Origin of the sequence: uncultured Ruthenibacterium sp. (assembly GCF_963558415.1) — a bacterium.
Classification (GTDB): Bacteria; Bacillota; Clostridia; order Oscillospirales; family Ruminococcaceae; genus Ruthenibacterium.
In genome coordinates this window covers 17,292-39,330 of record NZ_CAUWGY010000002.1, presented here as the reverse complement: position 1 = coordinate 39,330, position 22,039 = coordinate 17,292, and the positions used below count along the sequence as shown (strand labels likewise).

Genomic DNA, 22,039 nt, shown 5'->3' with positions numbered 1-22,039 from the left:
TGCCCGACTGGGCAGCGCTGTTTTTAATTCTGCGGTTGTGTTTGCCAAAAGGCCAAAGCGGCTGCAGCCGCTACATTTAGTGAGTCTACTCCGTTGGCCATGGGAATGCGCACGGTATAATCGCACTTGGCGATGGTTTCCTGACACAGACCGTCGCCTTCTGTTCCCAGCACCAATGCGAGTTTTTCCGCACTGGCCAGACGTGGGTCGCGGATGCTTATGGAGCGCTCGCTAAGGGCAAGAGCAGCCGTCTTGAATCCGTTGTCACGCAGAATTGTTAGACCTTGTTCCGGCCAAGGCAGAGTGATGCGTGCCCAGGGAATTTGAAAGACCGTTCCCATACTGACCCTTGCAGCTCGCCGGCGAAGCGGGTCGCAACACGTAGTGGTAAGGAGTACGCCATCCATGTTTAAGGCAGCGGCCGAACGAAAAATTGCACCTAAGTTGGTGGCATCTACAATACCTTCCAATACGGCAATGCGCCGGGCGCCGCGACAGATTTCTGCCATTGAGCGAAGGGGCGGACGGCGCATTGCGCATAATACGCCGCGGGTCAGGGCAAAACCGGTCAGGGTAGCCAATTGTTCGCGCTCTGCCGTATAGACCGGGACGTTGGGACAACGGCACAAAAGCTCTCGGGCCGTACCCTCTGCCTTTTTCCTTTCCATTAAAAAGGCCAGGGGTTCACAGCCTGCATTTAGTGCAAGTTCAATCACTTTCGGGCTCTCCGCAATAAAAATTCCCATCTCTGGTTCTTTTCGGTTGCGCAACTGCGGCTCTGTCAGGCGAGTGAACATATCAAGTTCTGGCCGGGATAAATCATCGATTTCAATCCAGTTCGGCATAGGGGTCTCCTTTGAAAAATTGGTCATTTTATTGTACCATATCTGCACCTTTGAAAACAAATGTAAAAAAATCGTGAATGCTCTGGATTTTCTTTCACCGAAACGGTATGATAAAATCACAAGCCCAGGATTTGAAAGGAGTTGTTTTCACATGGCAAATCGTATCGTATTAAATACCATTTCCTATCACGGGAAAGGGGCACTGGAAAATATTGTTCCAGAATTGACGGGCCGTGGTTATCAGAAGGCTTTTGTCTGCTCAGATCCGGATCTTTTGAAATTTGGAGTGACGGACAAGGTCACCCGTCTTTTGGACGCGGCGAATTTTGCATATGAAATTTACAGTGACATAAAGGCCAATCCCACCATCGAAAATGTACAGCACGGTGTAGCTGCATTCAAGGCCAGTGGTGCAGATTGCATCATTGCTATTGGCGGTGGTTCCTCTATGGATACGGCCAAAGCGGTGGGAATTATCGCAGAAAATCCCGAATTTGCGGATGTGCGTAGTTTGGAAGGTGTGGCGCCTACCAAAAAGCATGCGGTGTTTACCATTGCCGTACCCACAACGGCCGGAACCGCTGCGGAAGTGACCATCAATTATGTAATCACCGATGTGGAGAAGAAACGCAAATTTGTCTGTGTTGACACGCATGACATTCCGGAAGTGGCTGTAATCGATCCGGACATGATGGCTACGATGCCCAAAGGATTGACGGCTGCTACCGGTATGGATGCTTTGACCCATGCAATTGAGGGATACATCACCAAGGGCGCTTGGGAGATGACCGATATGTTCCATTTGGAGGCCATCCGTCTGATTTCTAAATATCTGCGCTCCTCTGTGGCCGGAGAGGCTGAAGGCCGTGAAGGCATGGCTTTGGCGCAGTACATTGCAGGACAAGGTTTCTCCAATGTGGGACTCGGAATTGTACATTCCATGGCGCACTCTTTGGGCGCTGTATACGATACTCCGCACGGTGTGGCAAATGCCATCTTATTGCCTACGGTGATGGAGTATAACGCACCTTGCACAGGTGAGAAATACCGCGAGATCGCCCGTGCCATGGGTGTGGAAGGTGTAGACGCTATGACGCAGGACGAATATCGCAAAGCTGCGTGCGAAGCGGTCCAAAAGTTGAGCGCAGACGTGGGAATCCCTGCGGATCTGAAGCAAATTGTAAAAGAGGAGGATGTGACCTTCTTGGCAGAATCCGCTTATGCGGACGCATGCCGTCCGGGAAATCCTCGTGATACATCCGTGGAAGAAATTGCTGCGTTGTATCGAAAACTATTGTAAATCTTTAAAGGCCCTGCCGGATGGCAGGGCCTTTTTGATTGACTTATACAAAGAATTCGGAGGCCAAATCAATCAGTTGCTTTCTGTGAGAAGGAAACCATCGCTCAAAAGTGGTGTTTTCTGCCTGAATGAGCTGTCCGAGGCGAATCATAAACGCGGGAATATCTCTCTCCAGCATTACTCCCAGTTTTTCGCCCAGACACTCCTGCAACTGCAACTCATTGCCGCCGGCAAAGACGGAAAAGGCAGGATGCGCTACTTTATCGACCAGTTTTACACTGCCTGCAAAACCAAGGCCGGCAATTGAATGACAGCCGCAACTGGACGGGCATCCGGAAATGCGCACTTGAGGCAGGACACCATCCTGAAAGTGGTACGGACGTACGGCCTCCAACATGGCGGCCAGCAATCCCTGCGAATCGCGTATGCCCTGCTGACAAACGGATGCACCTACACAACTGACGCTGGACTCAAAGCAAGTATTCGCACCGCCTTGCGTGAGTTGCAGAATTTCTGGAACTTCCCGCCCGGTCAGGTTGATGACGTACAGTGTGCCATCTGGACCCAAACGAACTTGTGTTTGCTCCATTTGGCTGAGGGCTTTGTGAAGACGGCGTGGAAGTGTCACAGGCAGATAACCGCCGGTGGGATGATAGCAAACGGTATACAATCCTTTTTGCTTTTGAGGAAGAACGCGTTGTGCGCGTATCTGACCATCCGGTTCTTTCGCAATGGGGAAAGTGCTGGGGATAAAGGTGCGTGAGAAAGAACGAGCCTTTTTCAGTGCTTTTTGAAATTCGGCTTGCAGCCGTTCAGGGCCAAGCGTCTCCTGAAGGTATCGGGTGCGAGCCCGGGCGCGGTTTTCATAATTTCCAAAGGTAGTAAATACGTCAAGCATTGCATCCACACAATATAAAATGTCCGAAGCGGGGAGCTTTTCGACTACGCAAATTCCAAGCTTGGGATTGGGACCAAGTCCGCCGGCACAATACACACGAAACGTACCGTCCGGTTGCGCTACAAATCCCAAATCTCGAAAGGTGGCATGGGTCTCGTTTCGCGGTCCGTTGGAAAAACCAATTTTTAACTTTCGTGGCAGATGCAGATCCAACAGATGGGCCACCAAATCGTCCGATACGGCTTGTGCGTATGGGAGGACATCGAAAGCTTCCTTTGGTTCCACACCGGACAGAGGACTTGCCATCACGCTGCGGGGGTTGTCTCCGCCGCCTCCTAACGTAACGATGCCATATGTTAGTGCTTGCTCCATTAGAGGGGCCAAGGACTCAGGGGGGAGATCATGAAGCTGAAGTGTTTGACAGGTGGTAATTTTTAAACGTCCTATTTGAAAGCGCTCTACCGCGTCGGCGACAAATTGCAATTTTGTTTGGTCAATTTGGCCGCCAACAGTACGCAGACGAAGCATATGACGCTTTGGATCTCTCTGCGCGTAGCTGCCCATATTGCCGGACATTCCTTTGTACATCTTTCGGTCCAATTCGCCGGAGCTGAATGCAACGGGTTTGTCCGCAAAATCGTGGATGGTTTCTTGCATGCGTAGTTCCAATGATTCTTCCATGCTATACTCCTTATGAAGTGTATTGGATGCGCTTTTCGCGCAGCACTCCGTTCAGGAGAAGTTTGGGACGTGCTGCAAAAAAATATGCGGCTTGCCTTGCATTTTGTAAGGCAAGCCGCATGAGCATATAAAGAGTCAAAGTATCTGACGAACCGGATGTCCGTTCATCCATTGCATCAGATTGTCAAATACGATATCCGCTCGAAGTTCCATCGATTGTACAGTGGCAAAGGCTACATGCGGTGTCACAAGAGTGTTTGGAGTATGAAGCAGCGGGTGATCCTCCGGAAGCGGGGGTTCAACGTCAAATACATCCACACCAGCACCGCCCAGTCTTCCGCTTATTAAAGCGTCCGCAAGTGCCTGCGTATCTACTACACCGCCGCGGGCAGCATTGATCAAAAGTGCACCGGGCTTCATCAGGGACAGGCGCTGCTCATTGATCAGTCCGCGGGTCTGCTCGGTCAGAGGACAATGCAATGTCACTACATCGGATAAAGCCATCAGTGCATCCAGCGGAACATACCGGACGTAATCCGGTGCCTCGGGGCGTTGCGTGCGGCTAAAGGCGATGATTTCGCATCCGAATGCATGACAAAGCTCTGCCACCCGAAGACCAATGGCTCCGGTCCCTACGATGCCCACAGTCTTTCCGGCCAGCTCGCTTCCTACAAGTCCGTCCTTCGTCTGTCCGGTCCGACAACGCGTTTGTACAGCGCTGACGTTTCGCAAAAGAGAAAGCATCATGCACACTGTTAGTTCAGCTACTGCCGTGGTGGAATAGCCCGACGCATTGCTGACGGTGATCCCTTTTTTTCGCGCAGCATCCAGACCCACATGGTCCACACCGGTAAATGCAATATCGATAAAACGAAGATCCTGGCATCGGTCAATCACGCCGTCTGGAAAAGGCATGTTGGCTAAGAGTACGGCCTGTGCCCCGTCGCATTCCTGCACAAGGCGTTCCGGATCCGTAGTGCGCGAGTAGACTTCAAACACATGACCTGCCCGTACAAGCGGCGCAATCCGACGTTGCAAAGACTCTTCGGAGATACCCAGAGACTCCAGCAAAACGATTTTCATTGGGTCGATTCCTCCTTTTGAAGGCGTTTTTTTGCCTCCTGTTTTGAAAAAACGCAGCCACAGTAATCCTGACGATACAAATCGTACTCAGCGGCCAGTTCGGTGCTGCGTTTAAACCCATTTTTCTTTTTGAAATCGGACGCAAGCCAGCGGACATTGTAACGTGTGGCCAATTCTTCGCCAATCTCATTTAATTTGGCAGCATTTTTGTGCGGGCTGATGGAGAGGGTGGTAGTGAAAAAGTCGAATCCTCCGTCTCGGCACCGTTTTGCGGCCTGTTCCAAGCGAAGTCGATAGCAGGCAAAACAGCGTTCGCCACCCTCTGGAATCTGCTCCAGGCCCTTGACCGCTTTGTAAAAGGCGTCTGGATCATAAGCGACCGTCTCAAGGCTCACATCCCTGCAAAAGGGAGCCTGTTGGATCAACCGTGCCTGCTCAGCACTGCGCAAAGCGTGTTCTTCGGCGCTGTCCAAATTGGGATTGTAATAATCCACCGTAATTTCAAAATAAGGGGATAGATATTCTAATACATAGCTCGAACAAGGAGCACAGCAACTATGAAGGAGAAGGCGCGGGCGGCCGTTCAAAGTACGCAGACACGACTCCAGTTCTCGCTGATAATTTTTAGGCATTGTGCGTTTCCTTTCTGCGTGGATTCGTATTGATTGTAGCACAAAAACTACTGCTCTGATACCTTTTTTCGCAAATCATTAACCGGAGTATCAAAGTTTGTTCATAAACTTCCATTACAATGTAATTGTTGGCACAAAGAGTGTTTTGCGAGCCACCTCTTCTGCTGAAAGAGCCCGTGGAAGAAAGGCTGCTCTTTGATGGTACGCGGCAAAAGAAGCCTTTTGCCAAAGGCGTGCGGAGCTTCGTGCACACGGAATGTGGTGCTGAGGCCGGGCTTTAAAAAAAGCCGGGTCGTGCTGACGGATTGGCATAACGCTGGTTTGTCTGCGCCGCCCGGCGGCAAACGATAATCCCTGGAAACGGGGTTTTCAATAGATTTGATTTCTTTACCTTGATTCCTCTTTCACAAAAGCAGCAGCGGCGCCCGATTGCATACCGGGCGCCGCTGCTGCTTTCCGCCTCGTGCAAAAACAATGGTTTTGTGGTATACTATACTAATATGTGAAAAAGGAGCAGGAAGTATGACGGATGAAAAAATCAAACGGATCAATGAGTTGAGCCAGAAGAGCCGAACCCCGCAGGGGCTGACACAGCAGGAGAAAGAGGAGCAGGCTGCTCTGCGCAGAGAATATATTGACAGCATGAAGGCTTCTTTGCGGGCACAATTGGATAATACCATCATCATTGATGAACATGGAAAGCCTAAATATTTGAAGAAAAACTGAAAAGTAGTTCTTTTTTATAGAGAGGGGTGAGGTGTATGCTGCCTGAAAAGCGAAATATCCGGCTTCCTAAGCAATACCGGAACGAATCAGAAGGAGTAAAAAGGCAGGAGGAGCCTGACCTTTTTGAGACTCCCATCGGGATGCCGGAAGAAGATGGCGAACATTTGCTGGAGGATTTGACGGCAAATGAGCAGCAAGAGACTTTTGAAAATCGCTCCAGCCGCAAAAAGAGAGAAAAAAGAGTTCATAAACCAGAGAAAAAAGCCACAAGCCGAAAAAAACATCGTTGGATTTGGCCATTGGTGGCTTCTTTGTGCTGTCTTTTGGTCATTTGCAGTACGGTGCTGGGAATATATCTTTACAATGCGACCCGGAATGATTTTTTGTGGCTGGATCTGGATCAGCTTCCTCACAAAGACGCTACGATTCTGTATGCGCAGAACCGGACCACAGGGGAATGGGAAGAATACGCCCGCCTGGAAGCGACGCAACAGAAAAAATGGATATCGCTCAGTGAGATACCGGAAGATATGCAAAATGCATTTGTTGCAATTGAGGACCGAGATTTCTACAAGCATCATGGCGTGAGCTGGAAACGAACGGCCTTTGCAGTGTTGAACGAAATGAAAAAAATGCTCACCGGGACCTACTTTGGCGGTGAGGATGGAATCAAACAAGGGGCTTCTACCATCACACAGCAGCTTGTAAAAAATCTGACCAGGGACGAAGAGAGTGGCGGACTGGATGGCTATTTCCGTAAGGTCCGTGAGATTTGGCGTGCCCTTTGGCTGGATGCAACGTATGACAAAGACCAGATTTTAGAAGCATATCTGAATGTAATCAGTTTTACTGGAAACACGGCAGGAGTAGAGGCTGAGAGCATTAAGCTTTTTGGAAAATCGGCCAGTGAGCTGGATTTGGCTCAGTGTGCTTCGATCGCAGCCATTACAAAAAATCCTACGCGCTATGATCCGGTGACAAATCCGGATACGCATTTATCACGGCGCAATTATATTTTGTATGAAATGTGGCAGCAAGGGTATATTTCCGAAGAGGAATACAATTCTGCGTCAGCAGAGCCAATTGGGCTTTCCCCGGGAAATCTTCCGGTGAATGAGACCCCTGTCACAAGTTATTTTACAGATAAGGTGCTCAGTGATATTTCTGCTGCATTGCGGGAGGAGTACGGACTCAATGGTACCGAAACGACCAATTTGCTTTACAATGGCGGTTTGAGAATTTATACCACGGTGGACCCCCAATTACAGGAGCAAATGGAGAATGCCATGTTGTATGGAAATTTCTTCCCGCAGAGCGGTTTGGGAGTCAAGACCACTGCGTATGTATACGACGATGCTGGAAATCGTGTTTTGGATGAAAACGGAAACCCCGTTACACAAGAAATTATCGAATATCCGCAGGCAGCGATGGTCAGCGTGGATTATGAGGGTCGGTTGTGCGCAGTAGTGGGCGGCTTGGGCGAGAAAGAAGTCAGCCGCGGATTCAACAGAGGCACGGATGCACTGCGGCAAGTTGGCAGTACGATGAAGCCTATCGGTGCCTATGCTTTGGCACTTGAGCAGGATCAGATCACATGGTCCACACCTTTTCTGGACGCTCCGGTGCGTCAAATCGAAGATGAGAACACCGGCGAAATGAAGGATTGGCCGGCAAACTTCTCCAAAACTTACAGCGAGAAGAATATGCTGGTTGCGGATGCACTTGCCCAAAGCATCAACACCGTAGCAGTGCGTGTAGGCGAACTGGCGGGCGTAGACAATATTTACAAGTTTGTGACCGAACAATTGGAAATCACCAGCTTTACGCAAGAGGATAAGGATTCCGGACCGATGATTCTGGGGTCCTCCACTTACGGTGTGACACCTTATGAACTTGCGGGCGCATATATGATGTTTGGCAACGGAGGCAGCTTTACCACGCTTCATAGTTATGAAAGCGTGCAAACCGGGTATGGACGGGAGATCCTTACTCCGGAACTAGAGACAAAGCAAGTTCTGGACAGCGACACGGCCTACGTGATGAATCGGCTTTTGCGAGGTGTAATGGAGGGAAATGGCACTGCAGCGGGATATAGCGTGGGCGGTTCCATGGACAGTGTAGGCAAAACCGGTACCAGTTCAGACAACCGTGACTATTGGTTCGTGGGCCTAACGCCCTATTATGTTACTGCCACTTGGTATGGTTATGATTCCGGGTTTGCATTGAATACCTCGGCGGGTACTCATGCGCCGACCAGTGCATGGCGCTATGTGATGCGAAAAGCACAGAGCTCGTTGGAAACAAAGGAGTTCCCGGTCGATTCCACTGTAGTCGAAGAAACCTATTGTCTATCCAGTGGTGGAATTGCGACTGCAAATTGTCCACGCACGGCCACAGGCTATTACAAGGCAGACCAAATTCCAGGTATGTGTACAGAACACGCAGCATAAAAGGAGAGAGCATTTGCAAATTCGAGAGATGACGGCCGAACAGGCGTATGAAGTGTATCGCAAAAATTTCCCCGAGGCGTTTCCGCCGGCCGAACTACGGCCCTGGAGAAATATTCTGGCCATGATACGGCAGGGCCGCTATGTGTGTTATGGCGGCTATACAGACGACGGTTCTGTACAATGCTGCGCGTTTTTTATCCGAGCAGGCGGAGTTTATTTAATGGACTATCTCATGACGGTTCCGCAAAGCCGTGGCGGTGGATGGGGAAGCCGTTTTTTGAAAGAGCTTTTAGACGGTCCTTTTGCCCAAGCGGTCATTTTGGGAGAAGTGGAAGCGCCAGACAAAGGCCCGGAAGACGAGATACGTCGGCGTCGGCTTGCGTTTTATGAACGCAATCGCTTTGTTCAGACCTGTGTAAAGTGTTGTCTGTATGAAGTGGAGTATCGAATCATCGCCTTTCATTTGCCTCGTGAATTGGAGGGTGAACGACTGATCGATAAGCTCAAAGCCATTTATACGGAGCTTTTGGGAACAGCAAGATACACTCGTTGGGTACGTCTTTGGTGCGAGGATCCTGACAAATAAAAAAATGCGGTCCGGTTTTCAGCCGGACCGCATTTTTATTCAATTGGACGAAGAAACCATAGGCAGGGAATGTTCCGCGCAATGCCAAATGCCAACACAAAGAGCAAAACGCCCCACACCAGCCGGTTTTGTGCCCGAGAAAGCGAAAATCCAGTTCCTCTCAAATAGCCGGTCGCCATTTTCCAAACAAGCCACACCCAAAAAGGCAGCAAAAGCACAACGGCAGCGTTCGAATGCAATGCAGTCTTTAAGTCAAGACATACCAATGCCGTCAGACTGCGAGTAATGCCGCAACCAGGGCAAAAAAGTCCCGTAATTGAGTGAAAAATACAAGGAATCCCTTTGCCGGTGTACAGCACCCAGCCACCGTAGAGGATACAGACTGCTACGAACCCAAAGAGAACGCGCCGCCGGCGCATGATTTGCCGGTCATTCACGGTTGCACAGATTCGTTGATCTCGTTTTGCAACAGAGCAAGCGCAATGATTCCCAGTCCGATAAACGAGAGAATCAGATACAAAATGCCGGTGTTGGAACTGATAATTCCACGGCGCTGGCGCATCACGTCTACCTTTCCGCCGGCCTTATAAACCCAGTAGAGCCAATAGATGTCACAGGTGATTAGGGACAGAAGAAATACTACGCCGCCAGATGCCGCTTGCGCATCCTCCGTCAATGTGTTCAAATCATTGACCAACGTAATGATCCAGTAGATACCGTACAACCCGCAAGTAACCAGAGTTAAAACAATACAGAGTGCAATACTTTTTCTTTGAATCATTTTTTCATCCCCCTTCGTCATTACAATAACAAGGGGCACGAAATTTGTCAATAAAAAAGCCATGGCGATGAATGCCATGGCTTTTGAAATTATTCTTCCCAGATGGGATGTTTCAGAACCCAGCGGTCGAATTCATCCTTACGGAACAAATCCCGGTTGTAGAATTTGTCCATAATGGCCCAGAATTCACTTTCGCTGTAGCCGCAGAACTGACAGAAATCCCGCACACACAGAGGATCCAGGTTTCCGTCCCTCTCTTTTACGATTTTGATGGCCTCGTCCCGGGTCATCATGCCATAACGGATGTAGCGGGCGGTGTAGTCCGTAGCAGTGGCGTGGCCAAATTTCGGATATTTCAGCCAGGAGTGTACCAGATAAGCGCGGGAATCCACCTGGTCAAAGTCCTCAGCGTGGTGAGTGCGCTTCCACTCATGGGTCAAGTCGTGGAATCCGTGAGCTTTGGCAATCTGATAGTTTTTATAACTGTTCCAGGGCAAGAAATAACTCATATAGAACGGATCCAACTTGGCCAGTTCCTCGGCGCTGGGCGCCTCGGTTAGAATCAGGTCGTTCTCGGTCACGCCGTAGCTGAGCAGCTCTTCTTTGGGGAATCCCACAGCTACGCCGTTTTCAATCTGCCCTTTGGCCGAGTAAGTCTCTTCGTCCGCATTGCCGCCATACTCAAAACTTACATTTTCACCGTAGCACAAAAACGGAGTGTTGAACTTAGCAGCCATATGCAGCGGGAACGTGTAAATAAGCCGGTCTACATACCAAGTGGGCTTGCCGTATTTTTCAAAGAAAGCGCGCATCAGTTTTTTCTGTGCCTTGATGTTGGGTTTGCAACTGATGATGGTGCAGCCAAATTCTTCGGAAATATTTTTCAGATTGTGCTGTCCTGCCTCTGTCATGGGGAAATTGTCTTCTACACTGAACAGGATGGGGTTCATGTGCATTACTTCTTTTAGGATATACACCTGGAAATGGCTATCCTTTCCGCCGGATACTGCCACGGCACAGTCGTAGCCGCCAGGGCCGTTCATGCCGCGATACTTATCGCACATAGCCTCAAATTCTTTCCAGCGTGCGTCCCAGTCCACTTCTTTGCGGTGTTCATAATGCCGGCACGCGCTGCATACGCCTTCTTCATCGAAGGTGATGCCGGGACGGGTGTCAGGCATGGTGCATCGTTTACAATACTTCATTGTTGAAAACCTCGCTTTCCCGTGAGCTGCCCCAATCGGCAACTCCTGCTTTATTATACCTTTCTTATGGTCGGAAAAACAAGTCCGCATTCACATTTTATGTGAACCTTCCACAAACGGGCGAATTTTGGCTTCCATGCGAGCCACTTCCTGTCGAGAAATATGGGCCTTGTCTACATAACCGTAAATGCGCCCTGCAAAATCTGCAAAAGGCGGGCAGATACGACGGAATACCTTCGGATTCAGATGCACGGCATACATCATATGAATGCCCACCAGCGCACAGAACTTCAAAAGATTGAAATGCGGCTTGAAAGGCGGCGCAAAGGGATCGTCCCGCGGTGGGTTTTTATAAACATCTTCCAAAAGGTTTGCCATTCGAATATAACTAGGGGTTTCACTCTTGTCAAAATAACCTTCGATCATGGCTTTGTCGATGGGGAAAGGAGCATCTTCCTGTCCTGCCGCTTGGCAGAATTCTTCGTATGTCTCCACATAGCGACCACCTTTATAAATGACAGGATCGTATTCGTGCTCAATGGGCTGAGGCCGCAAAATATGGCAACTTTTGCCCGCGAAATACACCTCTGCAATGGCGGTGCTCATCCAAATGAAAATTTGATCTGCGGCCACGATCCATTGCTTGACACTGTCCGCAAAAATCACGTGAAAGTTGGGGCGTTTTTTCTGCAAAGCGTCCAGTGCAGGGCTGTTCCACTCGGAAGGATGTCTGCGGTACACCAGTTCCACTTCCGGATGGTCGGCAAGATAAAGGTCAAACCAGCGCAGGGTCTCGGCCATGCTTTCTCGGTTGGTACGAGCAAATTGAGTGAAATCTTCGCCAGCCATTTTGCTCAGCTCCTGCACTTCCTGCTCGCTCATGCTGCCGTAGCCGAAGGAGGAGATATACAGCATCAGCTTCTTGTCAGGGTCCAAGCCGAACTCTTTGCAGAGCTGCTCTTTGTTTTTGAAGTAACCCTCAAATTCCGGCCGCAGAAAATCCATCATCACAGCCCCGGTCACCGGGCAGTTCTGCGAGGGCACGTCGTGGGCCAGCAGGCGCTGGCGTGTCAATTCTCCCCAGCAGGTCTGCACGCATTTTTTGGCATTTCCATTGAAATTAAACCAGGGAGCCGCTTCTTGGGTATCGGACAGCATTTGTTCCCAGTGCAAATTTACTACCTTACGGCACACGCCCACGTTGTTGTACACATGACTGTTGATGGCCTCGTCATCATACATGCAACTGGACACCAGCACCTTGGGCTTTTTCCAGGTGAAATACTTCAGTTTTTTGCGGTCCAAGAGCTGATGAATCGCCACCGAATAACCCCGGCGCTCCAGTTCCAGCTTCAGCAAAAGCAAGCTTTCGTATTCTCGAACCACATGCTCATACAAAATCAGAAAATCCAAAGACATGGAAAAACTCCTTTTTAAAGATCAATCTTCCATCACCCGGGTGAACAACTCTTGGGTAAATTGGGGAAGTCCGTGACGGGTGTCCAAATGGAATCCGTCAAAATAGGCCGTGTCGTCCCAGTGGGGCATTTCGGTCCATTCGTAGTCTAGTACGCGGGCACCACTGGAACGAATGGTGTCCAAAGCGCCGCGCATAGCGTCATCGATGCCCAAGGGCTCACACACATAGCGATAAAGACTGTCGTCCATGGGCGGCACCAATAGCGTTAATTCTACGCCGTTGTCTTTGCAAAATTCCACCAGTTCCAAAAGTCGCTCAAGTGCTGGTTCGTTAATGGCGTATTTGGAATCCGCTTCGGTACAGCTTTCCATTGCCGCAGCCAGCGCTTCGCCGTCCAATTCGCCCGAATCCATGGCATCCACCATGCTCTGAGTACTGGAATAACCCTCGGCCATGGGAAGAGTGCCAGCTTTGGCGCAGTTTTGATACAGAATAGCCGCATAGGCCACCAGATCCTTGCGCTGTCCGTTGGGCAAATAGTCGTCCGGGGTATGTTCCGCGGTTTCTTCTGCGTCGGGCAAACCGCGTATCTTATCTCCGATGACAGTCAGAGTGTTGATGTTGTATTCAAGATTGGAGATATACGCAACCGGGTTGGCCAGTTGTGTTTCCACTGTTGCCATTCGGTTTGCTGTGCGGTAGTTGGCGTTTAGAGTGTAGAAGGAAATGCTCATCAGTACACGCTCAATCTCCGGATGCTGTTCATAGACGTAATAAAATTCGTCGATGCTCTCCTCAAGACTGGCTCCGCCATAAGCCAAATTTGACCATTGAACGCCGGAGACCTGGTCCACCAGATCCATGTCAAAGTGGGCCATGCGGGAATCTCCAAGAAGAATGTTTTCGTGAGGTTCCTTCTCAAAGGCACGAATGCGAGAGATAGGGCTGTTGTCACTGCCAGTTTCCCGCAAGCCAAAATAATTGTTGGGTTCAAAAGCTACAAACACTGCAAGGTATAGGACAATAGGCGCCAGTGCCAGCGCCAGTTTGAAAATGATTTTTTTCACAGGCGCTCCTCCTTAAAAGTTTGCATAGGCAAAACTGACCGTTCCAAATCCGCCGCTCTGCATAATGAAGCCCACCAAAATACATCCAATGAGCACGTAGTAGCACAGCCAGCGCGCCACCGTGGGAAGTTTGGCAAGGCCAGTAGACCAGTGCGCGTCCTTCATTTTAAAGCACTGCCGCCAGTCTGCATAGATTCCAATCGCCAAAACCATAACCATGTATGCGCACCAGCCCGCCACCATGATTGGGCGCGTGTAAAAACCGTTTTCCACGGCCGTGACAAAGCTCTCCACAAAATGCGAAAGGGACAGATTCGTGAAGCTGTTGGCAAAATAGGCAAGACAGTCGCCCACAGTGCCGCCGGAGACAAGTCCAATGCGGAAGAACACATGACTGAATGCCCACAAAATAAATACCACTCCGGTTTTACCTGCGCGAACAGGAAGCGAGGGATGCTTGGGAGGCTTTCGGTACCAACTGTGAAGCAAATCCTCACCCACACGGTACATTCCCTGTAAAAGACCCCAAATGACAAAGGGCCATGTATTTCCGTGCCAGAATCCACTGATAAAGAACACGATTCCCACAGTGGCTACAAAAGGCTTGGCCTCTTTTTTACCGTTTTTCTGGGTAACGCGAGGCAGGTGATCGCCCCAGCGGCTCCATACGATGGGCGTGAACAGGTAGTCTTGAAGCCAACTGGAAAGGCTGATATGCCAGCGTTTCCACAGGGTGGAAAAGTTGGTAGAGAACAAAGGTGTTTTGAAGTTTACAGGAATATCGATTCCCAGCAGCAGAGCACAGCCTCGCGCAATGTCCGAATAACCGGAGAATTCGAAGTAGAGCTGAATCACATACAGTCCGGCGGCCAAAGGCAAGATCAAACCGGAGTAATCCGCGCTGTTTTCAAACACCTGATTCACAAACAGCCCCAGCACATTGGCCACAGCGATTTGTTTGAACAGTCCGGCCAGAATCAGCCGAAAAGCATCGCAGGTGCGCTGTGCGTCAAAACGGCGAGGGGCACGCAACTGAGGAAGCACTTTTTGCGCCCGGCAGATGGGGCCGGAGGTAATGGTGGCAAAAAAGGACACGAACAAGGCCCAGTTGAGAAAGTTGGTTTCGGGCTCCGCGGCCTTATAATATACGTCCACCAGATAGCTGATAATGGCAAAGGTATAAAAGCTGATGCCAAGAGGCAAGGGGAAAGAAACCGCCGTCCATCCGAAAATCGTAGGCAGAAAGAAATTGCAGTATTTGAAGAAACAAAGTACCGCCACGCTTACGCACACACCTAGGGCCAAAAGCCGTTTGCGGCGGGAGTTTTCGGCCGCCGCGATGGAGCGGGCCATGAAAAAGGTAAACACTGTGTTGAAGAAAAGCACTGCCAGTGGCAACAGGCGCATCCAAAGCGGACGTACAGTTCCGTCCGCCTGCTGAGCGCCAGGCAAATTAAAGCAATAAAATACTACACTGGCCACCAGCAGAACGCTGTTTTGAAACCGTTTGGGCAGGGCAAAATAGAGAATGGCTACCAACGCGAAAAACAGCGCGTAGCCCACGCTTGTCAAGGTCATGAAAGCTCTCCTTTGTCTGGTTTGGCCACACAAGGCCAATTTATTATTATAGATGTAAAGAGCTTGTTTGTAAAGCAAAGGACGTTGAGTTGGGGTGGACAGGTGAACTTTTATTGAATTGCCGCCTCATTTATAGTATACTAATAACCGAGTATTGCATGTTGAACCATGCACGATAAGGAGAGGTAGTATGGCACATACCGTAATGGTGACGGGCGCCGACGGATTCATCGGCAGCCATCTGACGGAAGAACTGGTTCGTAAAGGCGAAAAGGTAAAAGCCTTTTGTTATTATAATTCCTTCGGCACTTGGGGTTGGCTGGACACGCTGGCACCGGAAATCAAAAATGAGATCGAAGTGTTTATGGGCGATATTCGCGATCCCAACGGGGTTCGCACGGCAATGAAAGGGCAGGAGATCGTCTATCATCTGGCGGCATTGATTGCCATTCCCTTCAGCTATCATTCTCCGGACAGCTATGTAGATACCAACATCAAAGGTACATTGAACGTACTGAATGCTGCTCGGGACGTGGGGACAAGCCGTTTGCTGGTCACTTCTACCAGTGAGGTGTATGGAACCGCTCAGTACGTGCCCATTGATGAGCATCATCCCTTCCAGGGACAGAGTCCGTACTCTGCCACCAAGATTGGTGCGGACCGGTTGGCCGAGAGCTTCTACCGCTCTTTTGAACTACCGGTCACCATTGTGCGTCCCTTCAATACCTATGGCCCTCGTCAGTCTGGTCGTGCGGTCATTCCCACCATCATTACCCAGCTTTTGTCCGGAGCGAAAGAGCTGAAGTTGGGAAGTCTGACTCCCACTCGTGACTTTAACTATGTGAAGGATACGGCCGCAGGGTTTATGGCGATTGCCGACTGTGAGGCTGCTGTTGGCCAGGAGATCAACATTGCAACAGGTAAGGAAATTTCCATTGGAGATCTGGCCAATGAGTTGATTCGCCAAATCAATCCCGAGGCAAAGATTGTGTGCGAATCTGAGCGTCTGCGTCCGGAGAAGAGCGAAGTCAACCGCCTTTTGGGCGATTCCACCAAGCTGCGTCAGATGACCGGTTGGAAACCGGCTTACACCTTTGAAGAGGGTCTGGCCGAAACAATCGCTTGGATTCGCGAGCATATGGATGCCTTCCGCACCGGTGTTTACAGTTTGTAATTATTAACAAAATAAATACTATTTGGAGATTTAGATGAGACAAAACGGTGCGAAACCGAATAAACTGCGCCTGAATGGAGCATTGGGATGGTGTTTGGCAGCGCTGGCTGCTGTCCTTTGCGGCATTGGCGTGGTGTATTATTGGCGAGTTTTTTATGGGTTCAACGCGGTGGCGCCCCTCCCCATGACTTTGGTCGTGTGCGCCGGGGCGCTGGCGGTGGTGCTGGCGGCGTGGCTGGTAATCCGATTTGTTAAAAATTTTGACGCACGGGCTGCGTTGGCGGTGTTTTTGTGCGGATTGTGTTTTTGCTTTGCCAATCCGCCTATGCAGGCACCGGATGAGAGCGAGCATTTTCTGAGGGCTTATGCTGTAAGTTTGGGCCGTTTGAATTTCGACGGCGAGAGAACGTTCAGTTCCGATGTGGATGCGCTTTTGGCGGCCTTCCCTGGTGCGTGGACCAACGGAAACACCACTTATTGGCTGGAGTACGACGCTTCGGGTAACGTGAACGGTGGCGGGTCCAGTGAGAACTATGCGATCAAGCAGCAAAATGGGCAAACCGTGAGCCTGGCGGATCATTTTGCGCGATATGAGCAAATGAAGACCGAAGGCGGAGCTCCGGTGGTCAAAGAGTCGCAGATCAAGCAAGTGTTGCCGTATTTGCCCCAGGCGTTGGCAATGCTGCTGGCACGAATGATCGGTTTTGGGGCGCTGGGCTGTTTTTATGCAGGTCGTTTGGCCAATTTGGCGATTTATGCATTTTTGTGTTGGTTGGCACTGCGAAACTGCAGAAGGTATAAACCGGTGTTCTTGGCGGTAATGTTATTGCCGTTGAGCCTGTACATTGGTGCATCCTGTAACTACGATGCATTGATGCTGGGATGCTATTATTTGACGGCCAGTTATTTTTGTGTGGACGAGATTCGAAACAAAGATTTGGCGGTATTTTTGACGGCTTTTGTTTTGATGAATGCGGTGAAGCCGTGGATCAATCTTTTGTGGGTGGTCATTCCGCTGATTTTGCCCGCGCACGTGTGGAAAGCACGATGGAAAAAATGGCAGGTGGCCGCAGCGGTGCTTGTATGTGCTGTGCTGGTGACCATCGGTGTGGAATGGTACGGGCAGGCATTCCGTGTGAATTATGAAGAAGTACGTATGTTGGGCGAAAGCGTAAATATGGGTGAACAATTGCGCTTTGTGCTGCACAATCTGCCTCGTACGGCTATGGTCTTTTTGGGAACGCTGTATGAAAACAACTTGTTTTTGGGACTTTTGGGCAGTTTTGGCGCAATGGATCTCAACATTGGAATTATTTCTATGTTGTCACCTGTGGTGTTGGCTTTTGCATCGGCTCTTTCCGTTCACGAAAAAAGTAGTTTGACGTTGTGTCCGTCTCTGGGACTGTTTGGTTTGGCGGTATTGTACACCGGCGGCGTGCTGGCTGCACAGTATATCACTTATACGCCTGTGGCTATGGTGCGCGTGTTGGGGGTACAGGCCCGCTATTTGTTGCCTGCATTCCTGATGTTGTTTATATTGCTAGCAGCGCTTTTGAGTCATGTGTTCGAAACGACCCGTGCCGGTGGGAAAAAGGCTTTTCACCTGGGGCTTGGAGTGTGCGCTTTTTTTGCTGTTTTCAGCGCGGTGCTTTTGGCGCAGCATTATTTCATCGGCCCGGTGTGCATTGTGCCTTGATGGGCATTGAAGAGAAGGAGAGTTGCTTTTTTGGAGGCTTTTTTGCAGGGTGCCGGGTGTATGGTCACCTTTTTGGCGTTGATTTGTCTATGTGTTTTTTGCACGAAAAAATGGAACGTTCCGGCGGGCATCAGCCCGCTGTTCGTGCTGTATGCAACCATTCTTTGGTACAGTGTTTTAGCCAGTGTAAATCTGTTGTTTTGGGCAGGTATTTTGTGGTTTGCCTCAGCGGCGCTGGCGTTGGTGTGGCTGATACGCAAACGTCGTGAAATCCACTGGAAAGAACTTGTTACACCCTCTACTGTTTTTTTTGTGGTGGCAAGCGTTGCGGTCATTGTCGTATTTGCTATTCGTCAGCCGCTGTTCATGGAGTGGGATGAGTTTAGTTTTTGGGGAATTGCGCCCAAAGTAGTCAAGTCCACTGGACAGTTATACACTTATAATCCTCAAGGTTTGCGGGTTACCAGCTATGTGCCGGGCCTTGTGATGCTAGATGAGGCCTTCCAGTTTTTGGGCGCTTCTTTTGCACCTTGGAAAGTATTCGCAGCTTATGACATTCTCATGTTTGCTATTTTTGCGGCAGGAATTTATACACTGGAACGCCGGCGCTGGAATTTGGCGGTCCCAACAGCACTTTTGCTGTGTATGGTGCCTTATCTGATGACGATGTACCAGAGGGATATCAATGTATCGCCCATTTATATGTGCAGCTATGCGGATATTCCCATGGGATTGTTGTTCGGCGCGCCATTGGTGGTGTATTTCCTGGCAAAAGAGAAGTCGCCCATGGTGTTGCTGTGTGCGGTAATGGGTGTAACGGTAGAGTGTATTTCCAAGGACATGGGGTTTGCTTTGTGCCTGATTGCGGCGGCTTTGATCTGTTTTGATCTCCTGTTTTTGGAAAAAGGCGAGGTGCGGTTTGCCCGGCTGCGGGGTGTTCGTGCCAAATGGTGTTGGATCGTATCCATGGTAGCTGCACCGGTGGCGGCCTTTTTCGGATGGGCTGCTCATATGGGAGCGGTCACCGGCGCCAACCGATTTGAAATCGGCGGCGAGCAGAACATGGGTATGGTGCAAATGGTGGTCACTGGCGCAGTAGAGCTTGTCAGCCCGAACAAAAGCGAGAAGTTTGTGCAAGTAATGGGCAACATGTTCCAGGCCTTTTATTCCACAAAACTCACCATGTTCAGCGTGGGCTCCCAAGAAGGGACAGTGGGTCGTTACCTGAATGGTTCCGGCTTGATCGTTACCTTGGTCATTCTGGTGATTCTGGCAGTTGCTTTTGTTTACGAAGATAAGCGGGGCCGTAAGGCGGTAGGCTGGTTTACACTGTGGAGTGTGCTGGGCTTTGCTGCGTTTTACATTTTTACGGGCTTTACCTATGTGTATGTGTTCAAAGAGGCCGAGGCCGCTGCGTTGAGCAGCTACAACCGGTATATTTATCCCTATTACATCGGTTGGTTTATTGCTGCGCTTGCATTCTTATTGCGCAGTCTCAAGCGTGCGAAACCAGCCAGTGTGGGCGTGGGCTTTTTGCTGGCGCTGACGTTGGGCTGCGGCTGGAGAGTTACCAGCTTTGTGCAGCCGCAGTTGTCGGTGGTGGATTATTCGGACGGGTATTTTGCCGGACGCAAGAGAGATATTTCCATGGTCGAGCAAGCCAAAACATTTTTGACATCGGAGGATCGAGTATTTTACGTCAGTCAGAGTGACGACGGAAAGAATTGGTTCGTTCATTATTATGAGTTTTATCCGGACGTGCAGTTGGATTACAGTTTTGGCGGCGGTCAATTGTCATCGAATTTTGAAATTCGGGAAGGGGCGTTTTCCTCCGATTATCCTGTTGAGGACCGACAGCCATTTATAGGTAAGACGCTGACGCCCGATGTGCTGTGCCAGTATCTTGAGGCCACTGGCTGCACGGCATTGTATTTGGATGACATCGACGAGGTATTTATAGAGACGTATGCGGATCTGTTTACCGATGGGCTTGAAAGCGAAGCAAGGTTGTACCGAATTGTCGGTACAGGTGCGGATATGCGTTTTGAGCCAGTTGAGGGAGGAGGATACCGCGATTGAAAAAATTAAGACAATGGATAACGGCCCTGTTCCTAAATGACCGAAAACTGTTGGCTTTTTGCTACGCAGTATTCTTGGCCGGCAGCTTGGTGTTGCCGCTTTTGGGTTACGCTGAAGATCGAGTGCAGCGTGCGATGGGAAATCTGGAACCCATGGAAGTGTCCATGAGTGATTTTGAATTGACGGATTTGGAGCAAACCGGGCCGGACAGTTATGTGAGCATCAGTGTGGACCCGCGCATGGTTATGAAAGACTCACCCAAGACGGTGCGTACAGTGACCGTAAAATTTGACTTTACCAATATGGAACCAGGTGAGTTTTGTCTGTTTTATAAACCGCGGCCGGGCATGGAAGATTTCGATGCTCGTTGCCGAGTTTGGGCCCATGAGGAAGAGGATGGCAGTTATACTTTTACGCTTCCTTATGGAGATATTTATGGCTTGCGCATTGATCCGGGCATCTATTATGGGCTTCGGTTTGACGTGGAAAGCATCACATTCAACGAACCGCGTAGTTTTTGGAGCTGGTTTGCCCCGACTCGTGTATGGATGTTGAGCCTTTTGATAGTACCCGCATTGAGTGCCGTTATTTTGAAATATGCAGCCGCCCTGGTCCTGCGTTTGCAGTGCGCCGTCCGGCAAAAGGGAGGAAAATGAAAATGGAACCGAATTTTATTCCCTTGTCCGTTCCAAATTTTGGTGGGCGCGAAAAGGAATACGTGAACGATGCAGTCGTCAGCGAGTGGGTGTCTACTGGCGGAAGTAAGGTGCCGCAGTTCGAACAGGTTGTGGCAGATTATGTAGGAATGCCCGGCGCTTGTGCATGCAACTCAGGAACGTCGGGACTCCATCTGGCTATGATGATGGCAGGCGTTGGTCCTGGCGATGAAGTCATTGCTCCAACCTTGACTTTTATTGCAGCCGTAAATCCGATTCGATACGCAGGCGCACAGCCGATTTTTATCGGATGCGGTGACAGCTTGTGCATTTGTCCCACCTTGGTCGAGCAGTATCTGGAAGCCAATTCAGAGATGCGGGATGGCCGTTGCATCAACAAACGTACAGGTGCTCACATCAAAGCCATGGTAGTAGTACATGTGTTCGGTAATATGGCCAATATGCCGGGCTTGTTAAAAGTAGCTCACGATCACAATTTGATTGTGATTGAGGATGCTACCGAGGCGTTGGGAACCTATTACACCGATGGTCCTTTTAAAGGCAAGTACGCCGGCACGATGGGAGATGTTGGTGTTTACAGCTTCAATGGCAATAAAATCATTACCACTGGATCTGGTAGAATGGTTGTGTCCAATCATCCGGAGTGGCTTGCACATGCAAAACATTTGTCTACACAGGCAAAGTCAGACGAACTGAATTATAAACACGATGAGGTGGGATACAATTATCGTCTGACCAATCTGCAGGCGGCATTGGGCTTGGCGCAGATGGAGCAGTTGGAAGATTTTATCCAACATAAAAACGAAATGTATGATTTCTATTTTGAAGCGTTGAACGGAAAAGGACATTACGGAATCATGCCTTTCCGGGATGGCGTGCGTTCCAATAAGTGGTTTTATAGCTTGTATGTGTACGATGAGCATCCGCTGCGCCGGGATGAAATCATTCGCCGTTTGGCACAAGAGAAGATTCAGACTCGTCCCATCTGGGGTCTGATCCAGGATCAGGCGGATTATCCGCGCAATGAGCACTATGGGGATGATTTGGCGCGTCACTATCTGGATCGCATTGTGAATCTGCCATGTTCTACGAACCTGACGAAAGAGCAAGCTCAGCGAGTGGTGGATGTGCTTTTGAATTTGTCTGAGGCCTGAGTTAATT

The 22,039-nt window shown here is 49.9% G+C and carries 19 protein-coding genes; 9 read left to right on the top strand and 10 right to left on the bottom strand.

Going from position 1 to position 22,039, the window contains the following annotated elements:
- Positions 1 to 23 precede the first annotated feature (23 nt).
- Positions 24 to 845 (bottom strand): TrmH family RNA methyltransferase, encoded by an 822-nt coding sequence (locus AB5H98_RS00655; protein WP_367923979.1) that lies wholly within the window; start codon positions 843 to 845, stop codon positions 24 to 26.
- 151 nt (positions 846 to 996) lie between these two features.
- On the opposite strand from AB5H98_RS00655, the gene fucO reads away from it, so the two are divergent.
- Positions 997 to 2,145: a lactaldehyde reductase gene (fucO, locus tag AB5H98_RS00650; protein ID WP_367923978.1), complete on the top strand. Its 1,149-nt coding sequence runs from the start codon at positions 997 to 999 to the stop codon at positions 2,143 to 2,145.
- A 43-nt stretch (positions 2,146 to 2,188) separates the two neighbouring features.
- Here the strand turns inward: fucO and AB5H98_RS00645 are convergent, their stop codons facing one another.
- The 3 genes from AB5H98_RS00645 to AB5H98_RS00635 form a co-directional block, all read right to left on the bottom strand.
- Positions 2,189 to 3,724, bottom strand: a complete 1,536-nt coding sequence (locus AB5H98_RS00645) for a nitrite/sulfite reductase (RefSeq protein ID WP_367923977.1) — start codon at positions 3,722 to 3,724, stop codon at positions 2,189 to 2,191.
- 135 nt (positions 3,725 to 3,859) lie between these two features.
- Positions 3,860 to 4,807, bottom strand: coding sequence for a 2-hydroxyacid dehydrogenase (locus AB5H98_RS00640; protein WP_367923976.1), 948 nt, complete (start codon positions 4,805 to 4,807; stop codon positions 3,860 to 3,862).
- Entirely contained in the window at positions 4,804 to 5,439 is a 636-nt protein-coding gene (locus AB5H98_RS00635; RefSeq protein ID WP_367923975.1) for an epoxyqueuosine reductase QueH, read from the bottom strand. The genes AB5H98_RS00640 and AB5H98_RS00635 overlap by 4 nt, the downstream gene beginning before the upstream one ends.
- A gap of 522 nt (positions 5,440 to 5,961) precedes the next feature.
- Between AB5H98_RS00635 and AB5H98_RS00630 the strand changes: the two genes are divergently transcribed.
- Genes AB5H98_RS00630 through AB5H98_RS00620 form a run of 3 tightly spaced genes read left to right on the top strand, consistent with a single transcriptional unit; the run spans position 5,962 to position 9,201 of the window.
- The gene (locus AB5H98_RS00630) at positions 5,962 to 6,165 is read left to right on the top strand and encodes a DUF896 domain-containing protein (protein WP_367923974.1); all 204 of its coding nucleotides are present in this window, start codon (positions 5,962 to 5,964) and stop codon (positions 6,163 to 6,165) included.
- A gap of 35 nt (positions 6,166 to 6,200) precedes the next feature.
- Complete coding sequence (locus AB5H98_RS00625; protein WP_367923973.1) at positions 6,201 to 8,615, top strand: transglycosylase domain-containing protein; 2,415 nt, start codon at positions 6,201 to 6,203, stop codon at positions 8,613 to 8,615.
- Between the two features lie 13 nt (positions 8,616 to 8,628).
- Positions 8,629 to 9,201: a hypothetical protein gene (locus AB5H98_RS00620; RefSeq protein WP_367923972.1), complete on the top strand. Its 573-nt coding sequence runs from the start codon at positions 8,629 to 8,631 to the stop codon at positions 9,199 to 9,201.
- A 35-nt stretch (positions 9,202 to 9,236) separates the two neighbouring features.
- Here AB5H98_RS00620 and AB5H98_RS00615 read toward each other — a convergent pair whose 3' ends face one another.
- The 6 genes from AB5H98_RS00615 to AB5H98_RS00590 all read right to left on the bottom strand — a co-directional run bounded on the left by AB5H98_RS00615 (position 9,237) and on the right by AB5H98_RS00590 (position 15,252).
- Entirely contained in the window at positions 9,237 to 9,638 is a 402-nt protein-coding gene (locus AB5H98_RS00615) for a DUF2752 domain-containing protein (protein ID WP_367923971.1), read from the bottom strand.
- Positions 9,635 to 9,982 carry a DUF4234 domain-containing protein gene (locus tag AB5H98_RS00610; protein ID WP_367923970.1) on the bottom strand — a complete coding sequence of 116 codons (348 nt, stop codon included), beginning with the start codon at positions 9,980 to 9,982 and terminating at the stop codon, positions 9,635 to 9,637. The genes AB5H98_RS00615 and AB5H98_RS00610 overlap by 4 nt, the downstream gene beginning before the upstream one ends.
- 89 nt (positions 9,983 to 10,071) lie before the next feature.
- The gene (locus tag AB5H98_RS00605; protein WP_367923969.1) at positions 10,072 to 11,187 is read right to left on the bottom strand and encodes an N-acetyl sugar amidotransferase; all 1,116 of its coding nucleotides are present in this window, start codon (positions 11,185 to 11,187) and stop codon (positions 10,072 to 10,074) included.
- A gap of 90 nt (positions 11,188 to 11,277) precedes the next feature.
- Positions 11,278 to 12,606 carry a surface carbohydrate biosynthesis protein gene (locus AB5H98_RS00600; protein WP_367923968.1) on the bottom strand — a complete coding sequence of 443 codons (1,329 nt, stop codon included), beginning with the start codon at positions 12,604 to 12,606 and terminating at the stop codon, positions 11,278 to 11,280.
- A 21-nt stretch (positions 12,607 to 12,627) separates the two neighbouring features.
- A complete protein-coding gene (locus tag AB5H98_RS00595) occupies positions 12,628 to 13,674 on the bottom strand; it encodes a hypothetical protein (RefSeq protein WP_367923967.1) in 1,047 nt (348 codons plus the stop codon).
- Between the two features lie 12 nt (positions 13,675 to 13,686).
- Positions 13,687 to 15,252 carry an MBOAT family protein gene (locus AB5H98_RS00590; protein ID WP_367923966.1) on the bottom strand — a complete coding sequence of 522 codons (1,566 nt, stop codon included), beginning with the start codon at positions 15,250 to 15,252 and terminating at the stop codon, positions 13,687 to 13,689.
- Between the two features lie 190 nt (positions 15,253 to 15,442).
- On the opposite strand from AB5H98_RS00590, the gene AB5H98_RS00585 reads away from it, so the two are divergent.
- From AB5H98_RS00585 to AB5H98_RS00565, 5 genes are read left to right on the top strand one after another with little or no spacing between them, the layout of a single operon-like run.
- Positions 15,443 to 16,426 (top strand): NAD-dependent 4,6-dehydratase LegB, encoded by a 984-nt coding sequence (locus tag AB5H98_RS00585; protein ID WP_367923965.1) that lies wholly within the window; start codon positions 15,443 to 15,445, stop codon positions 16,424 to 16,426.
- A gap of 34 nt (positions 16,427 to 16,460) precedes the next feature.
- A complete protein-coding gene (locus AB5H98_RS00580) occupies positions 16,461 to 18,122 on the top strand; it encodes a DUF2142 domain-containing protein (RefSeq protein WP_367923964.1) in 1,662 nt (553 codons plus the stop codon).
- Positions 18,123 to 18,152: 30 nt separating this feature from the next.
- Positions 18,153 to 20,201 carry a hypothetical protein gene (locus AB5H98_RS00575; protein ID WP_367923963.1) on the top strand — a complete coding sequence of 683 codons (2,049 nt, stop codon included), beginning with the start codon at positions 18,153 to 18,155 and terminating at the stop codon, positions 20,199 to 20,201.
- The gene (locus tag AB5H98_RS00570; RefSeq protein ID WP_367923962.1) at positions 20,198 to 20,857 is read left to right on the top strand and encodes a hypothetical protein; all 660 of its coding nucleotides are present in this window, start codon (positions 20,198 to 20,200) and stop codon (positions 20,855 to 20,857) included. The genes AB5H98_RS00575 and AB5H98_RS00570 overlap by 4 nt, the downstream gene beginning before the upstream one ends.
- A 2-nt stretch (positions 20,858 to 20,859) precedes the next feature.
- Positions 20,860 to 22,032, top strand: a complete 1,173-nt coding sequence (locus AB5H98_RS00565) for a LegC family aminotransferase (protein ID WP_367923961.1) — start codon at positions 20,860 to 20,862, stop codon at positions 22,030 to 22,032.
- Positions 22,033 to 22,039: the final 7 nt, after the last annotated feature.

Excerpts from the sequence above, each read along its gene's own strand:
- AB5H98_RS00645 (WP_367923977.1), bottom strand. The coding sequence starts at position 3,724 with ATGGAAGAATCATTGGAACTACGCATGCAAGAAACCATCCACGATTTT.
- AB5H98_RS00600 (WP_367923968.1), bottom strand. The coding sequence starts at position 12,606 with ATGTCTTTGGATTTTCTGATTTTGTATGAGCATGTGGTTCGAGAATAC.
- fucO (WP_367923978.1), top strand. The coding sequence starts at position 997 with ATGGCAAATCGTATCGTATTAAATACCATTTCCTATCACGGGAAAGGG.
- AB5H98_RS00585 (WP_367923965.1), top strand. The coding sequence starts at position 15,443 with ATGGCACATACCGTAATGGTGACGGGCGCCGACGGATTCATCGGCAGC.
- AB5H98_RS00610 (WP_367923970.1), bottom strand. The coding sequence starts at position 9,982 with ATGATTCAAAGAAAAAGTATTGCACTCTGTATTGTTTTAACTCTGGTT.
- AB5H98_RS00580 (WP_367923964.1), top strand. The coding sequence starts at position 16,461 with ATGAGACAAAACGGTGCGAAACCGAATAAACTGCGCCTGAATGGAGCA.
- AB5H98_RS00655 (WP_367923979.1), bottom strand. The coding sequence starts at position 845 with ATGCCGAACTGGATTGAAATCGATGATTTATCCCGGCCAGAACTTGAT.
- AB5H98_RS00640 (WP_367923976.1), bottom strand. The coding sequence starts at position 4,807 with ATGAAAATCGTTTTGCTGGAGTCTCTGGGTATCTCCGAAGAGTCTTTG.
- AB5H98_RS00630 (WP_367923974.1), top strand. The coding sequence starts at position 5,962 with ATGACGGATGAAAAAATCAAACGGATCAATGAGTTGAGCCAGAAGAGC.
- AB5H98_RS00590 (WP_367923966.1), bottom strand. The coding sequence starts at position 15,252 with ATGACCTTGACAAGCGTGGGCTACGCGCTGTTTTTCGCGTTGGTAGCC.
- AB5H98_RS00625 (WP_367923973.1), top strand. The coding sequence starts at position 6,201 with ATGCTGCCTGAAAAGCGAAATATCCGGCTTCCTAAGCAATACCGGAAC.
- AB5H98_RS00565 (WP_367923961.1), top strand. The coding sequence starts at position 20,860 with ATGGAACCGAATTTTATTCCCTTGTCCGTTCCAAATTTTGGTGGGCGC.
- AB5H98_RS00635 (WP_367923975.1), bottom strand. The coding sequence starts at position 5,439 with ATGCCTAAAAATTATCAGCGAGAACTGGAGTCGTGTCTGCGTACTTTG.
- AB5H98_RS00605 (WP_367923969.1), bottom strand. The coding sequence starts at position 11,187 with ATGAAGTATTGTAAACGATGCACCATGCCTGACACCCGTCCCGGCATC.